Origin of the sequence: Microbacterium sp. 2FI (assembly GCF_005502885.1) — a bacterium.
Taxonomy (GTDB): domain Bacteria; phylum Actinomycetota; class Actinomycetes; order Actinomycetales; family Microbacteriaceae; genus Microbacterium.
The window spans coordinates 264,470-277,235 of the sequence record NZ_SCMR01000003.1 but is presented as its reverse complement, the minus strand read 5'-3'; the positions used below and the strand labels follow the sequence as shown (position 1 = coordinate 277,235).

12 protein-coding genes are annotated in these 12,766 nt (G+C 70.9%); 3 read left to right on the top strand and 9 right to left on the bottom strand.

What is annotated here, in order from left to right; translation table 11 throughout:
- Positions 1-24: 24 nt before the first annotated feature.
- The 4 genes from eno to FFS15_RS05300 form a co-directional block, all read right to left on the bottom strand.
- A complete protein-coding gene (gene eno, locus FFS15_RS05315) occupies positions 25-1,305 on the bottom strand; it encodes a phosphopyruvate hydratase (protein ID WP_137843957.1) in 1,281 nt (426 codons plus the stop codon).
- A gap of 80 nt (positions 1,306-1,385) precedes the next feature.
- Positions 1,386-2,054, bottom strand: coding sequence for an O-methyltransferase (locus tag FFS15_RS05310; protein WP_137843956.1), 669 nt, complete (start codon positions 2,052-2,054; stop codon positions 1,386-1,388).
- Positions 2,055-2,085: 31 nt separating this feature from the next.
- The gene (locus tag FFS15_RS05305) at positions 2,086-3,105 is read right to left on the bottom strand and encodes a DUF1648 domain-containing protein (RefSeq protein WP_137843955.1); all 1,020 of its coding nucleotides are present in this window, start codon (positions 3,103-3,105) and stop codon (positions 2,086-2,088) included.
- Positions 3,095-3,451, bottom strand: a complete 357-nt coding sequence (locus FFS15_RS05300) for a GntR family transcriptional regulator (RefSeq protein WP_137843954.1) — start codon at positions 3,449-3,451, stop codon at positions 3,095-3,097. Before FFS15_RS05300 ends, FFS15_RS05305 begins: the two co-directional genes overlap by 11 nt.
- An 85-nt stretch (positions 3,452-3,536) precedes the next feature.
- Here FFS15_RS05300 and FFS15_RS05295 point away from each other — a divergent pair, with 85 nt between their 5' ends.
- Positions 3,537-4,028, top strand: coding sequence for a DUF4442 domain-containing protein (locus tag FFS15_RS05295; RefSeq protein ID WP_137843953.1), 492 nt, complete (start codon positions 3,537-3,539; stop codon positions 4,026-4,028).
- Here FFS15_RS05295 and FFS15_RS05290 read toward each other — a convergent pair.
- Positions 3,988-4,815, bottom strand: a complete 828-nt coding sequence (locus FFS15_RS05290) for an SGNH/GDSL hydrolase family protein (protein WP_137843952.1) — start codon at positions 4,813-4,815, stop codon at positions 3,988-3,990. The genes FFS15_RS05295 and FFS15_RS05290 overlap by 41 nt on opposite strands.
- A 104-nt stretch (positions 4,816-4,919) precedes the next feature.
- On the opposite strand from FFS15_RS05290, the gene FFS15_RS05285 reads away from it, so the two are divergent.
- Positions 4,920-6,173, top strand: coding sequence for an amino acid permease (locus tag FFS15_RS05285; RefSeq protein ID WP_137843951.1), 1,254 nt, complete (start codon positions 4,920-4,922; stop codon positions 6,171-6,173).
- Here FFS15_RS05285 and FFS15_RS05280 read toward each other — a convergent pair.
- From FFS15_RS05280 to nhaA, 3 genes are read right to left on the bottom strand one after another with little or no spacing between them, the layout of a single operon-like run.
- Entirely contained in the window at positions 6,157-7,413 is a 1,257-nt protein-coding gene (locus FFS15_RS05280) for an ATP phosphoribosyltransferase regulatory subunit (protein ID WP_212743112.1), read from the bottom strand. The genes FFS15_RS05285 and FFS15_RS05280 overlap by 17 nt on opposite strands.
- A 31-nt stretch (positions 7,414-7,444) precedes the next feature.
- Positions 7,445-8,059: a MazG family protein gene (locus tag FFS15_RS05275; protein WP_137843998.1), complete on the bottom strand. Its 615-nt coding sequence runs from the start codon at positions 8,057-8,059 to the stop codon at positions 7,445-7,447.
- Between the two features lie 35 nt (positions 8,060-8,094).
- On the bottom strand, positions 8,095-9,291 hold the full coding sequence (nhaA, locus tag FFS15_RS05270; protein WP_137843949.1) for a Na+/H+ antiporter NhaA: 1,197 nt from the start codon (positions 9,289-9,291) through the stop codon (positions 8,095-8,097).
- A 146-nt stretch (positions 9,292-9,437) separates the two neighbouring features.
- Here nhaA and FFS15_RS05265 point away from each other — a divergent pair, with 146 nt between their 5' ends.
- On the top strand, positions 9,438-12,113 hold the full coding sequence (locus FFS15_RS05265) for a phosphoenolpyruvate carboxylase (protein ID WP_137843948.1): 2,676 nt from the start codon (positions 9,438-9,440) through the stop codon (positions 12,111-12,113).
- 6 nt (positions 12,114-12,119) lie between these two features.
- Here FFS15_RS05265 and FFS15_RS05260 read toward each other — a convergent pair whose 3' ends face one another.
- Positions 12,120-12,722, bottom strand: a complete 603-nt coding sequence (locus FFS15_RS05260) for a gamma carbonic anhydrase family protein (RefSeq protein ID WP_137843947.1) — start codon at positions 12,720-12,722, stop codon at positions 12,120-12,122.
- Positions 12,723-12,766 lie beyond the last annotated feature (44 nt).

The following is a 12,766-nucleotide window of genomic DNA, read 5'->3' as shown; positions in this document are numbered from 1 at the left end:
CCTCTCGTTCGTTCGTGCGTCGTGCTAGCCCTTGTAGCGCGGGAAGGCCGCGCGGCCGATGAACTCCGCAGCGTCGCCCAGCTCCTCCTCGATGCGCAGAAGCTGATTGTATTTCGCGACGCGCTCGCTGCGGGCGGGCGCGCCGCTCTTGATCTGACCCGAGTTCACGGCGACCGCGAGGTCGGCGATCGTGGTGTCCTCGGTCTCGCCTGAGCGGTGCGAGAACATCGTCGTGTAGCCCGAGCGGTGCGCGAGGCTGACGGCGTCGAGCGTCTCGGAGAGCGTGCCGATCTGGTTGACCTTGACCAGCAGCGAGTTGCCGACGCCGAGGTCGATGCCCTTCTTCAGCCGCTCCGGGTTCGTGACGAACAGGTCGTCTCCGACCAGCTGGATCTTCGATCCCAGCTTTTCGGTGAGGTGCTTCCAGCTGTCCCAGTCGTCCTCGTCGAGGGCGTCCTCGATCGTGACGATCGGGTACGCGTCGGCGAGCTCGACGTAGTAATCCGTGAGGGCCTCGGCCGTCCAGGGCTTCCCCTCGAAGGTGTACACACCGTTGTCGTAGAACTCGCTCGCCGCGACATCCATGCCGAGCGCGATGTCGCTGCCGACCGCGAATCCGGCCTTCTCGATCGCCTTGACGAGGAAGTCGAGGCCTTCGCGGTTGCTCCCCAGGTCAGGCGCGAATCCACCCTCGTCGCCGAGGCCGGTCGCGTAACCCGCCGCCTTCAGCTCGCTGTGCAGCACGTGGTACGTCTCGGCACCCCAGCGCAGCGCCTCGGCGAAGCTGGAGGCGCCGATCGGGGCGAGGAAGAACTCCTGGCAGTCGATGCCGTTGTCGGCGTGCGAGCCGCCGTTGATGACGTTGAACAGCGGGATCGGCAGCACATGCGCGTTGGGGCCGCCGAGGTAGCGGAACAACGGCAGGTCGGCCGAGTCGGCCGCAGCCTTGGCGACGGCCAGCGAGATGCCGAGGATCGCGTTGGCGCCGACACGCGACTTGTTGTCTGTGCCGTCGACCTCGATGAGGATCTCGTCGATGATGCGCTGCTCGCTGGCGTCCACGCCCTCGATCGCAGGTCCGAGCTCGTCGATGACGGCGGCGACGGCCTTGAGCACGCCCTTTCCGCTGTAGCGGCTCTTGTCGCCGTCGCGCAGCTCGTACGCCTCGAAGGCTCCGGTCGACGCACCCGAGGGGACGGCCGCGCGCTGGACGATTCCGTCGTCGAGCAGCACCTCCACCTCGACGGTCGGGTTTCCGCGCGAGTCGAGGATCTCGCGCGCGCCTACAGCCTCGATCAATGCCACTGGGGACTCCTTGCTTGTGGAGGGTGGTTCATAGGAGCGTCGTCGGTCCGCCCCCGAGTCTAGTGACGGAAGTCCGCGGCTCACACGATGAGGGCGATCGCGACGCCGTCGTACCCTTTGAGATCGAGGGTCTGCAGCGCAGTCGCGTCGAACCGCGGATCCCGGCCCAGCATCTCCAGGCCCCGCTGAGTGCCGATGACGTCGGGGCGCATCGCGGCGGGGTCGGCGACTTCTCCCCCGCGACCGATGTTGTCGACGACCACGACGGTGCCGGAGCGCCCGAGGCGCGCCGCCCAGTCGAGGTAGATCGTGTTCGACTCCTTGTCGGCGTCGATGAAGACCATGTCGAAGGCGTCGGACCCCGCGAGCGTCGGCAGGACGTCGGCTGCGCGGCCGAGGAGGATATCGACCTTGTCGCCGACACCCGCGCGATCGAGATTGAGGCGCGCGATCCGTGCGTTCTCGGGCTCGGCCTCGATCGTGATGACCCGGCCGTCGGATGGGATGCCGCGCGCCATCCAGATCGTCGAGTAGGCGCCCAGTGTGCCGATCTCGAGTACGCGCCGCGCGCCCGACATGCGTGCGAGCAGGTGCAGGAGCTTGCCGTTCACGGGCGCGACCTCGATCGCGGGGAGCCCTGCCGCGTGCTGGTCGGCGACGGCGCGCTCGAGGTCGGGGTCGTGCCCCACGAGCGTCTCGGTGAGGTAGGCGTCGACGCGCCGCCAGGTGTCGGGTGTGGGCTCGGTCATGACCCCAGCCAACAAGCGGGGCGCCGGGTCGTCAAGGGGCCATCGGTCGGGTGCGGCTCGCAAACGTCGCCAGCAGCGACGCGGCCGTCCCGGCGTCGTCGACCGTCACGACGAACGTCTTGCCGTTCGCCCGTTCGACTTCCAGCGCCTCCCCCGCGCGCAGCACCACGCCGAACCGACCCTCGGGCGACCAGCGCATGCCCCATCCACCGAACTCGCCCATCGGGTCGACGCGCACGGCATCGGCGCGGATGATCTCGGCGATCGGCACCGCGAACCTCGGCACCCCCACACTCGAGCGAACGCGGAGTCCAGACTCGTCGACCGTGACCCGAAACGCCGTGTTCGATGCGACGAGCAGGGCCAGGAGCGCGCCGAGGCCGAGCGTGATCCACGCGGCGGTCTGCTCGCCGCCGAGCATCAGCCCGATGCCGAGCCCGAACATCAGCAGCACGGAGCCGGCCAGCAGGGTCATCGCGCCGCGGCTCATCGTCGCCGTATGCATCCACACCGCACGCTCGGTCGCGCCGAGCGACAGCGGCGTGGCGGGCGATCGGTCACCGCGCCGGCGCTCCTCCGCCGGCTGCACGAGCCAGGCGGCGATCCCGATCACGATCGCCGCTGCGAGACCGGCGGCGAGCACGACTCCCGCAGGGGCCGCCCCCGAGGCCTCGGCGCTCCCCGCCTGGGCGGCATACGTCCAGGTCAGGACGACCGTGACCAGCGCGGATGTCGCTGCGGCTGTCGCGCCCATCAGCCGGTAGGTCGCACCGCGTCCGCCGCGACGCATCGTGGGGAGGGTCACCGAGGCGATGAGCGCCGCGATGCCGAACCCGAAGCCCAGGGTCGCGATCGGCTGCGTCCATGCCGGCGCGAAGCCGTCCGCTTCTCCTGCGGCGTTCCAGTGGATCGCGATCGTGTCCGGCATCTGCGGCAGGAGGAACAGCTGGATCGCGACGCCCACCCCGACGAGCACCGCCGGCACCACGAGGGCGACGAGCACGAATCGGCGGATGGCACGGGCATGGGTACGGTCACGGTCATCGGTCACGGGCGTTCTCCTTCACGAGCGCGGCGAGGGTTTCGGGTGAGAGTCGGAGGCTCCGGGCACGGGCGACGAGCGCGGAGATGTCGTCCTGCAGTGCTGCGAGGCCGGCGGCGGCGTCCGTCACCACCGCACCCCGACCGCGACGCATGTCGACCAGACCTTCGTCGCGGAGATCCTGATACGCGCGCAGCACGGTGTGGAGATTGACCCCGAGGGCGGCTGCGACATCACGCGCCGACGGCAGGCGGTCGCCGGAGCGCAGTCTCCCGGCGGCGGCATCCGCGCGGATCGAGGCGGCGAGCTGCGCGAACAGCGGTTCGTCGCTGGCGGTGTCGACCTTCACAAGCATGCAACTATTCTATAACTAGTCAAACAGTTGTAGACAACCCACGACGGACGTGCGGCGTCGGGGAGCCGTCCGGCACACTGTCCGGATGAACGTCACGCCCCGCCGCCTCGCCCTCGGAATGAGCCTGTGGGCGCCGAACCTCTGGAGCGGCATCCGCGTGAAGCGGTTCGCGGAGGACTGGACGAGCGCCACCGTGGAGCTCCACGTCAACCTCATCACCCGCAACTACGTCGGAACAGCATTCGGCGGTTCGATGTCGGCGATGACCGATCCGTACTTCTTCATGCTCGTGATGCACCAGCTCGGCCGGGACTATGTCGTGTGGGACACGCGCGGCGAGATCGAGTTCGTCAAGCCCGGTCGTGGCGTCCTCACCGCCCACTTCGCCGTGACACCGGCGAAGGTCGACGAGCTCCGTGAACGCGCCCGCGGCGGCGCCAAGGTGCTCGAGTGGTTCGAGACGCAGATCACGGATGCCGACGGCGAGGTCGTCGCGCGGGTCAGGCGCGAGGTGTACGTACGGGAGAAGAAGCGCATCACCGCGGCGTCGGCGACGCCGACGTCACCGACGCCGTGAGCGCCGCGATGACCGCGGGCAGCAGGGCTTCGGCGGTTCGCCGGTAGCCGAGGGCACTCGGGTGGAATCGGTCGAGGCTGAACATCTCGTCGGGCTGCGAGATGAAGAACGGACCGACGGCGCGGTGCAGCGACACCGCGCGTGCGCCGGCCCGCTCGGCGGCCTCGGCCTGCGCCGCGGCGAGCTGACGCGACAGCCGCGAGCCGAGCGAGCGCAGCGGCTGCGGCACCGGGCGGAGAGCTCCGAGATCGGGACACGTGCCGACCACGACAGCCGCGCCGCGTGCACGCAGCCGAACGACCGCCTCGTCGAGGTGGCGGACCGACGTCGGCACGGGCACACGGTGGGTTATGTCGTTGCCGCCGACCACGATGATCGCGAGGTCGGGACGATAATCCTCCGGAAGCGCGTCGAGCTGGGCCGCCAGCATGGACGACTCCGCACCGACCACGGCCGCTGTGCGCAGGCGGACCGGGCGCCTGCTCGCCCGCGCCAGACCCTTCGCCACGCGCGCGCCCGGAGTGTCCTTGCGCCGGTCGGCGCCGAGTCCGGCCGCGATCGAGTCGCCGATCATGAGCAGCTCGATCGGCTCGCCCTCGTGCGCCCGCGCCCACACCCGGTCAGCCTCCGGCGCGCGCTCCCCCAACGGCTTGCCGATGCGGCGGCGCGCGATCGCCGCCTGCCGCCGCAGCATCCCGCGCGCCGCGAGCGTGACTGCACCGATCCCGAGAACGGTCCCCGTCGCCGCGAGCGCGGCCGAGCGTCCATCGACCCGTGAGCGGCTCATGCTCCGATTCGACTCCGCGCGGATGAACGCGGCGCAACCATCCGATGACCCGCAGCTGTCGCACCGTGATCCGCCCGAGTTCCTCGGCGCGCTAGGGTTCCGGCGTGGCGACACCCTCTCTCCAGCGCCGGCTCGGGCTCACCGACGCGGTGTTCATCGGCCTCGGCTCGATGATCGGCGCGGGCGTCTTCTCGGCGATCGCCCCGGCTGCCGCAGCCGCCGGCAGCGGCCTGCTGATCGGCCTGGCACTCGCCGCCGTCGTCGCGTTCGGCAACGCGACCTCGTCGGCTCAGCTCGCGGCGGTGCACCCGACCTCGGGCGGCACGTACGCGTACGGCCGGGTCGAGCTCGGGCCGTGGTGGGGATTCGCCGCGGGGTGGGCGTTCGTCATCGGCAAGACGGCGAGCTGTGCCGCGATGGCCATGACCTTCGCCGCGTACGCGGCCCCGGTCGGGTGGGAGAAGCCGGTGGCGATGCTCGCGGTCGCGGCCCTCGCGACCGTGAACTGGTTCGGCGTGACGCGTACGGCGCTGCTCACCCGCGTGATCGTGGTCGCCGTGCTGCTCACGCTCGCGATCGCGGCCGCCGCGACCACCTCCGCGCCCGACGTCACCGGCTGGCTGAGCGCAGACGGCGTCCTCGAGCACGGCTGGTACGGCATCCTGCAGTCGGCGGGCCTGCTGTTCTTCGCGTTCGCCGGCTACGCGCGCATCGCGACGATGGGCGAGGAGGTGCGCGACCCCGGCCGCACGATCCCCCGCGCCATCGTGCTCGCATTCGCGGGAGCCCTCGTCGTCTACGCGGTCGTCGCCGTCTCGGTCCTCTCGACCCTCGGGCCCGACGCGACCGCCGCGTCGTCCGAGCCGGTCGCCGCAGCCGTGGCGGCATCCGGATGGGCATGGGCGGAGCCCGTCGTGCGGATCGGGGCGGCCGCGGCATCCCTCGGCGCTCTTCTCGCCCTCATCGCCGGCATCGGCCGGACGACCTTCGCGATGGCGCGCGAGGGCGACCTGCCGCGCTTCCTCGCCGCCGTCCACCCGCGATGGCACGTGCCGCATCGCGCCGAGGTCGTCCTCGCCGCGATCGTCATCGGCCTCATCGCCGTCGTCGACCTGCGCGGAGCGATCGGCTTCTCGTCGTTCGGCGTGCTGCTGTACTACCTCGTCGCCAACGTCGCGGCGTACCGGCAGCGCGGCGAAGCGCGGCGCTTTCCTCGCGCTCTGCAGCTGATCGGCGGCGCCGGGTGCGTCGTCCTCGCCGTCACGCTCCCGTGGCAGTCGGTGGTCGCCGGAGTCGTCGTGGTCGCCGCGGGGATCCTCTACCGGGCGCTCCGGCTGCGGCTCACGCGAGCGGCTTGAACTCGAGCGAGCCCGCTGGCGCGCCCGCCGACACGGTCGCGAATGTCGTGTAGCCGTCGGCGGCAGCACGCTCGAGCAGCGCCTTGAGGTTCTTCGTGCGGTGCTCGAGCCGCACGCGGACACCGCGGGCCGTGACGGCTGCCTTGTGCGCGAGCAGTTCGGCGTCGGGCACGTCGCGATCGTGGACGAGCACGACGGCCTCAGGGGCGACATCATCGAGCGCGGGCACGAGATCGACGATCCGCTCGAAGCCGATCGAGAAGCCGACCGCCGGAATCTCCTGGCCGAGGAAGCCGCCGATCATGCCGTCGTACCGCCCGCCGCCGCCGAGCGAATAGTCCACCGACGGGTGGGCGAGCTCGAAGATCGTGCCCGTGTAGTAGCCCATGCCACGCACGAGGAACGGATCGAAGACGAGAGGAGTCTCCTGGGCACCGCGGGCTGCGGCGACCGCCTCGCCGATGCCGACGAGGTGCGCGACGACCTCGTCCGGCGCGCCTTGCGGCAGGAGCTTGCGGATCTGCCTCTCACCGTACGGGTTGTACTCGAGCGTCATCGGGCGGACGAGGAACGCCTCGAACGCATCCGCCGCCGACGCCGAAGCGCCTCGATCGCGGAGCTCTGCCGCAACCCCCGCCGGTCCGATCTTGTCGAGCTTGTCGATCGTGATCAGCACGCCCGGACGCTCTGCGGCGGTGAAGCCGAAGCTGTCGAGCATCCAGTCGAGCACGCGACGGTCGTTGATCCGCACCGTCGCGCCGTCGAGGCGCAGTGCGTCGAGCGTGTCGAGGGTCGCCGTGATGAGCTCTGACTCGGCCCGCGAGGACGCATCGCCCATGATGTCGATGTCGCACTGCACGAACTGGCGGTAGCGCCCCTTCTGGGGCCGTTCCGCTCGCCACACCGGCGCCACCTGGATCGAGCGGAAGACGGTCGGCAGCTGACCGCGGTTGGTCGCGTAGAAGCGCGCGAGCGGCACGGTGAGGTCGTAGCGCAGCCCCAGGTCGGTGAGCGCTGCGGGGTCGTCGGCGGCCGCCCGGATCGCGTCCGCGTCGAGGCCCCGCTTGAGCACGTTGTAGGCGAGCTTCTCGTTGTCGCCGCCGATGCCGGCGTGGAGCCGCCCGTGCTCCTCCATGACCGGGGTCTCGATCTCGTCGAACCCGTGCACGCGGTAGCGCTCGCGGATCACGGCGAGCACGCGCTCGCGGCGGGACTTTTCAGCGGGGAGGAAGTCGCGCATGCCGCGCGGCGGATTGACGGAAGCCACGGACCTATCCTCCCAGGTCTGCGCGCCTCGCTTCGGCATCCCGAACGTCGGCGGTAAGAGTTCGAAGGCGCTCGCGGAGGGCGCGCTCGGCATCCCATCCGTTCTCTCGCGCGGCTTTGACCAACGCGAGCAGGGCATCGCCGAGCTCCGCCTCCGTGGCAGGCTCCGGCTCCAGGGGCGCCGCGGTCACGCCGACCTGGGCGGCCTTGCCGACGAGCTTCTGCGCGAGCGCGAGGCTCGGCATCCGCTCGCTCACACCGTCGAGCACGCTCGTGCGCGCACTCTTCTCGGCCGCCTTCGCGGCATTCCAGTGGACGAGCACCTCGTCGGGAGTCGTCGCGACGGCATCGGCGAAGACATGGGGATGCCGCCGCACCATCTTGTCGGTCAGCCCCCGCGCCACGTCGTCGATGTCGAACGGAGCGACCGGGTCGCGCGCGGCGATCTCGGCGTGGAAGAGCACCTGCCACAGCAGATCGCCGAGCTCTTCGCGCAGCTCGTCGCGGGAGCCCTCCTCGACGGCATCGATGAGTTCGGCACTCTCCTCGATGAGGTAGGGCACCAGGGCGCGGTGATCGATCTGCTGGGTCCACACGCACCGGTCGCGGACGGCCCGCATCGTCTCGGCGGCCTCACGGAGGGCGTCGGGCTCGCTCACGCCTCGGTCACCGCCTCGGGTCCGTGAGTGGGCGCCGCTGCCGGCTCTGCCGCGGCGAGCCGGCGGTAGTGCGCCGCCCGCCACGAGACCAGGATCCCGGCGGCGAAGAGCGAGATGATCGATCCCGCGAGCACGCCGAGGGTCGCCTGATCACGGATGCCCGGGGCATCGGCGAACGCGAGCTCCGACAGGAGCAGCGACACCGTGAAGCCGATGCCGCCGAGGGATCCGGCGGCGATGAGATCGGTGAACGTGAGAGCCGGGGCGCCGCCCTCGCGATGCCCGATCCGCAGCGACAGCCAGCCGAAGAGCGAGATGCCCACGATCTTGCCGACCGGGAGGGCCACCAGCACTCCCCAGAATGCCGGCGACAGTTCGGAGGGCGAGACGGCGGGGATCACGACCAGCGCCGCAGAGAACGCGAACAGCGGCAGCACGAGGCCGTTCACCCACGGCTCGAGCACGTGCCGGGTGTGCAGAGCCGGCTGCTGCGACATCGCGAGGCCGAGCACGACGCCGGCGATCGTCGCGTGGACGCCTGATTGGTAGACGAGGGCCCACGCCACGATGCCCAGCACGACGAGTGCGATCGAGATCGGCACGCGCCCGCGGGTGTCGAGCTGACGGCTCAGGATGCCGAACGCCACGATCGCGACCGCGGCGAGTCCCAGCATCATGAAGTCGACGTCGTCGGTGAACAGCACGGCGATGAAGACGATGCCGACGATGTCGTCGAGGATCGCGAGCGCCAGGAGGAAGACACGCAGCGCCGACGGGAGGCCCTTGCCGAACACGGCGAGCACGCCGAGGGCGAAAGCGATGTCGGTCGCGGTCGGGATGGGCCAGCCGTCCACCGCGTCGGATCCGGCGGCGATGACGAGGTAGATGACGATCGGCACGATCACGCCGCCGGCGGCGGCGATCGCCGGCTGCAGGGCCTTGCGCGCCGAGTTGAGCTGACCGTTGGTCAGTTCGAACTGCAGCTCGATCGCGACGACGAAGAAGAAGACCGCGAGCAGGCCGTCCTTGATCCAGTGCGAGACCGAGAGCTCGAAGAACCCGGGGATGCCGACGTACGCGTGCATCACATCGTCGACGGCGGGCCCGGCAGCCGAGTTGGCGACGATGAGGCCGGCGGCCGCCGCCAGGAGCAGCATGATCGCGGGGAAGCGTGCAGAGCGCAGCAGGGTCATCCGAGTCCTTCCGTCGAGGCGGCCACGGGGTCGGCCGAGCCTCGCCGACCAGACTTCCCGGCACTCCGGGGCCCAGTCTAGCCAGCCGGCGTCATAAGCCGTCTCGCGTCACGCGACCGAAACACCCGGCGGCTACCGTGGAACGCATGCGCGAACCCACCCAGACCGAAGCGATCGACCTGGTCGGCCGCTTCGAGGCCGAGCAGGAGATCCCCGAGCGAATGCGCGCCGACGTGCGCATGCTGGGAGCACTCCTGGGCCGAGTGCTCCGCGAGAGCGGCTCGGCCGGCCTGTACGAAGACGTCGAGCGTCTGCGGATCGCGACGATCCAGGCCTATACCGACGAGACCCCCGAAGCCTTCGCACGCGCGGCGTCGATCGCCGAGTCGTTCACGGTGCACCGCGCCGACGAGGTCGCCCGCGCGTTCACCGCATACTTCCACCTCGTGAATCTCGCCGAGGAGCACCAGCGCGTGCGGATCCTCCGCGAGCGCGACGGACGCCCCGATCGTGAGGATGCCACGACCTCGGTCGCGGCCGCGTTCGTGCGGCTCGCGAGCGAGGTCGGCGACGACACCGCGCTCGATCGCCTGCAGGCGCTGCGCTTCCACCCGGTGTTCACGGCCCACCCGACCGAGGCCCGACGCCGTGCGGTGTCGACCAGCATCCGTCGTCTCGCGTCGCTCCTCGAGGAGCACGACGCGTCGCTGCGCAACGGCGCCGACGAGCGCCGTGCGGAACGCCGCATGCTCGAAGAGATCGACACGCTGTGGCGCACCGCGCCGCTGCGCCCCGAGAAGCCCTCGCCGACCGACGAGGTTCGCGCGGTCATGGCGGTGTTCGACGACACGCTCTTCACCGCCGTCCCGCACGTGTACCGCCGCGTCGACGACGCGCTGCAGGGTCCGGCCGCCGGCAGTCGAGCACCCGTCGTCCGCCCGTTCGTGCGCGTCGGCTCGTGGGTCGGCGGCGATCGCGACGGCAACCCGTTCGTGACGGCATCCGTCACCCGCAAGGCCGCGAAGATTGCGAGCGAGCACGTTCTCCTCGGCCTCGAGCGGACGACGAGCCGCATCGGACGGACCTTGACGCTGGATGCCGCCACGACGCCGCCGAGCGCCGCGCTCACGGCCCTGTGGCAGCGACTCGCGGCATCAGATGAGGAGGCCGCGGCCGACATCGCCAAGCGCTCGCCCGACGAGCCCCATCGCCGCATCCTGCTGCTGCTCGCGCGCAAGATCGAGGCGACGCGGGCGCGAAACGCCGACCTCGCCTACCGCGACCCCGAGCACCTCCTCGCCGATCTCCGCGTGGTGCAGGACTCACTCGTGCAGGCGGGCGCCGCGCGTCAGGCATACGGTCACCTGCAGCAGCTGCTGTGGCAGGTGGAGACCTACGGGTTCCACCTGACCGAGCTCGAGGTTCGCCAGCACTCCGCCGTGCACGCCAAGGTGCTGGCCGAACTCGACGCGGGCGGCGCCCCGTCGGAGCAGGCGCAGGAGGTGCTCGACGTCTTCCGCTCGATCGCGTTCCTGCAGGAGCGCTACGGGCCGCGGGCCGCGGGCCGCTACATCGTCTCGTTCACGCAGTCGGCCGAGGACCTCGCCGCCGTCCACCGCCTCGCCCGCCACGCCGTCGGCGCCGGCGCCACGCCGCCCGCACTCGATGTCATCCCGCTGTTCGAGACGTTCGCCGATCTGCAGGCTGCGCCCGGGATCCTCGCCGAGATCGTGCACCACCCCGAGTTCGCCGCGCGCCTGGACGCCACCGGCCGGCGCCTGGAGGTCATGCTCGGCTACTCCGACTCGTCGAAGGACGTCGGCCCGGTCGCGGCGAACCTCGCGCTGTACGAGGCCCAGGCCGCCATCGCGGCGTGGGCGCAGGAGTCGGGCATCGAGCTCACGCTCTTCCACGGTCGCGGCGGCGCGCTCGGCCGTGGCGGCGGACCGGCCAACTCGGCGATCCTCGCGCAGCCGCCGCACTCGGTCGACGGCCGGTTCAAGCTCACCGAGCAGGGCGAGGTGATCTTCGCCCGCTACGGCGATCCGGCGATCGCGATGCGGCACATCGACCAGGTCGCCGCCGCGATCCTGCTGGCCTCCTCGCCGACCAACGAGAAGCGCAACCGCGAGGCCGCCGAGCGGTACGCCCCCGTGGCGGCCGCGATGGACGCGGCATCCCGCGAGCGCTTCTTCTCGCTCGTGAAGGCACCGGGGTTCGCACCGTGGTTCGCCCAGGTCACCCCGATGGAAGAGCTCGGCCTCCTCGCCCTCGGCTCGCGCCCCGCGCGACGCGGCCTCTCGGTCGAATCGCTCGAAGACCTCCGCGCCATTCCGTGGGTGTTCGCGTGGACGCAGGCGCGCATCAACCTCGCCGGCTGGTTCGGGCTCGGCACGGCGCTCGAGACCGTCGGCGACGGAGAGCTGCTCCAGCGCGCCTACGTCGAGTGGCCGCTCTTCCGCACGCTGATCGACAATGTCGCGATGAGCCTCGCGAAGGCCGATGACCGCATCGCGCGGCACTACCTCGACCTCGGCGACCGCGACGACCTCGCCCAGCTCGTGACTGACGAGATGGCCCTCACGCGCTCGTGGGTGATCCGGGTGACCGGAGGCACCGAGCTCCTCGGCAACAAGCCCGTGCTGCAGCGGGCGGTCAAGATGCGCAGCCCCTATGTCGACGCGCTGTCGCTGCTGCAGCTGCGAGCCCTCCGGTCGTTGCGCGAGGCGGCCGAGCGCGGCGAGCCGGCCGATCCGGAGCAGCAGCGGCTCTTGCTGCTCTCGGTGAGCGGCGTCGCGGCAGGACTCCAGAACACCGGGTGATGCGGCTCAGCCGTCGACGCGGCGATCGTCGGCGTGCCGAGCGAGGCTGCGACCGTAGCGCTCGGTGAGCTGCACCATGAGGTCGGGAGTCTCGCGATCGAGGCCGAACACGTAGCCGGGGAAGTCGAGTTCGCGCTGCGCCGCCCAGATCTCCTCGTGCCGATCGGGCGGCAGGATCTGCACCGGATCACCCACGGCCACCCACGCGATCGGCACCGTCGTCTCGGGCGGAAGGGTCGTCCGCAGGTGCACGACGGCGTTGATGCGCACCTCGCTGCGCTCGCCGATGCGCGCCCCGTTGAAGACACGCGTCCCGGTCGCGAGGAAGACCTCGTCGCCGATCGTCGCGCCTGACACGCTCGCCATCGGCCCGACCAGCACGTGATCGCCGATGTGCACCGGATTGGTCGCGGTGGCGCGGATGAGCGCGTTCTCCATGACGATGACGTTCTCGCCGAGCGTGATCGCGCCGCCCTCGGCGGTGATGACGGCGCCGTGCAGGATCTGGCAGTCGGCGCCGATCTCGACGTCGCCGCTGATCACCGCCGTCGCGGCGATGACGGCATCGGGGTGGATGCGGGGCTGCGCCCCGAGGTGCTCGAACCGCATGGACCCTCCTCGGTCGGTGCCAGGCTACCGTGTGCTGGAGCGCA

What these genes read in the sequence shown, in the direction of transcription:
- FFS15_RS05260 (WP_137843947.1), bottom strand. Translation starts at nt 12,722, where the DNA reads ATGCGGTTCGAGCACCTCGGGGCGCAGCCCCGCATCCACCCCGATGCC.
- FFS15_RS05295 (WP_137843953.1), top strand. Translation starts at nt 3,537, where the DNA reads ATGAACGTCACGCCCCGCCGCCTCGCCCTCGGAATGAGCCTGTGGGCG.
- FFS15_RS05275 (WP_137843998.1), bottom strand. Translation starts at nt 8,059, where the DNA reads ATGCGGGCCGTCCGCGACCGGTGCGTGTGGACCCAGCAGATCGATCAC.
- FFS15_RS05265 (WP_137843948.1), top strand. Translation starts at nt 9,438, where the DNA reads ATGCGCGAACCCACCCAGACCGAAGCGATCGACCTGGTCGGCCGCTTC.
- FFS15_RS05300 (WP_137843954.1), bottom strand. Translation starts at nt 3,451, where the DNA reads ATGCTTGTGAAGGTCGACACCGCCAGCGACGAACCGCTGTTCGCGCAG.
- nhaA (WP_137843949.1), bottom strand. Translation starts at nt 9,291, where the DNA reads ATGACCCTGCTGCGCTCTGCACGCTTCCCCGCGATCATGCTGCTCCTG.
- FFS15_RS05310 (WP_137843956.1), bottom strand. Translation starts at nt 2,054, where the DNA reads ATGACCGAGCCCACACCCGACACCTGGCGGCGCGTCGACGCCTACCTC.
- FFS15_RS05280 (WP_212743112.1), bottom strand. Translation starts at nt 7,413, where the DNA reads ATGCGCGACTTCCTCCCCGCTGAAAAGTCCCGCCGCGAGCGCGTGCTC.
- FFS15_RS05290 (WP_137843952.1), bottom strand. Translation starts at nt 4,815, where the DNA reads ATGAGCCGCTCACGGGTCGATGGACGCTCGGCCGCGCTCGCGGCGACG.